This window comes from Yoonia maritima (genome assembly GCF_043641945.1).
In the GTDB taxonomy this organism is placed as follows: Bacteria; Pseudomonadota; Alphaproteobacteria; order Rhodobacterales; family Rhodobacteraceae; genus Yoonia; species Yoonia maritima_B.
The window spans coordinates 1-1,520 of the sequence record NZ_JBHZRX010000015.1; the positions used below are offsets into that span (position 1 = coordinate 1).

Consider the following 1,520-nt stretch of genomic DNA (forward strand, 5'->3'; position numbering starts at 1 on the left):
TTCGTCCGCAAGGCGGTAATTGATCATCAATATCACAAGGTCAGCTTTTGCTTGCCGCAGCGGCTTCGCCCGCCCGCTCGGCCCGTCGTCGCTCATAGTAGGCTTCCATTTTTGACGGTGCTCCGGGCGATCGGCGGCCAGTCTTTTTGTAGCCATTCTTTGCGCTGATCGGTTTGACCTTGGGCTTTGGCGCAGGTTTGTCCTGTTCTTCTTTGATAAATGCCAGAACTGCGCCGAGGCGCTTGTTCTCGGTAATGGCGGCATGCGTGATCCGGCGCTCGGGGTTGAGGATGGAATGGGGCAGGGCGACGCCCTTTGCCCGTACCTGAATGCGTCCGTCAGCCAACTCATATACATCAACATATTTACCCACGAGACCGCGGCTCAGATCGTTCACTTCCAGCTTGATCCGCTTGCGGTCGTACTTGATCGTCAGGTCTTTGGTGACATAACGTTTGTCACGCAGGCAGAAGATCTCGGCAAGGCGGTCAGGTTCGACGTTCAGTGCGCGATGCAGGTTGTCGGGCCGGGCAGGAGCCTTTGCAAACTTGGCATTGTAGCGTTCAACGAAACCCGCCAGAAACATGTTTCCATCATCCATGTTAGAAACGCCTGCGATGCGCAGCTCCTTTACAAGCCGATCCTGAAGTGTCCGGTTTGCGCGTTCGACGCGGCCTTTGGCCTGGGAACTGTTTGCACACAGAATCTCTATGTTCAGCTCAGCCAGGGCACGCCCAAACTGGGTCATGCCGGTCATATGCTTGCTCGGCTTGGCGACCCGAAAGACGGAGTGTTTATCACTATAGAATGCGACCGGCCGCTCATGCTTGAGTAGATAGCTTTCCAAGGCATCAAAATAGGTAAATGTGCTCTCCGATTCCACGAACCGCAGCTCCATCAAGGTACTGGTTGCATCGTCAATGAAGACGAGAAGGGTGCAGGGACCAGCGCGATCCTCGAACCACCGATGATCTGATCCGTCGATTTGGATCAGCTCACCGAAGCACTCTCGACGCAAACGCGGTTGGTGGAATGTCCGGCGTTGTTTGCGCGAGAGCCAAAGGCCGTCTTCCTGCATCCATTTGCGAACCGTCTCGCGCGAGACTTTGAAACCGTGACGTTCGGCCAGCATCTCAGCCGCCAATGTTGGCCCGAAGTCAGCATAGCTCTCTTTGATCAGGTTCAGAGCATAGTCACGCTTGGCATGATGGATGCGATTGTTCGGAGGTTTGCCGCGCGCCTTGTGCCGGATCGCGGACGCACCGTCCTGGCGATATCGCTTCAAAAGCCTGAAAATCTGTCGTCGTGTCAGGTCCAACATGTTCGCAGCATTATCGACACTCAGCCGACCATCATCAACCTGTGCCAATACTTCTACGCGGTTCAGCTCGCGCTCGCTCATAATCACCCATCCCGTGCCCGATCTCTCTGCCTGTTGTCGTTACGGGCGAGAGTGACATTCCTGAATTGCAGATGGGTGACATTTTAGCTTTGCGGCTACAATTACGTATTCGCATAAT

At 54.9% G+C, this 1,520-nt stretch carries 1 protein-coding gene; it reads right to left on the reverse strand.

Going from position 1 to position 1,520, the window contains the following annotated elements; genetic code table 11:
• Positions 1-40: 40 nt before the first annotated feature.
• Entirely contained in the window at positions 41-1,402 is a 1,362-nt protein-coding gene (locus ACHUEV_RS17840) for an ISNCY family transposase (protein ID WP_394182290.1), read from the reverse strand.
• Between the last annotated feature and the right edge of the window lie 118 nt (positions 1,403-1,520).

Bases quoted from the DNA above. Each gene is read 5' to 3' on its own strand.
- ACHUEV_RS17840 (WP_394182290.1), bottom strand. From the start codon at position 1,402: ATGAGCGAGCGCGAGCTGAACCGCGTAGAAGTATTGGCACAGGTTGAT.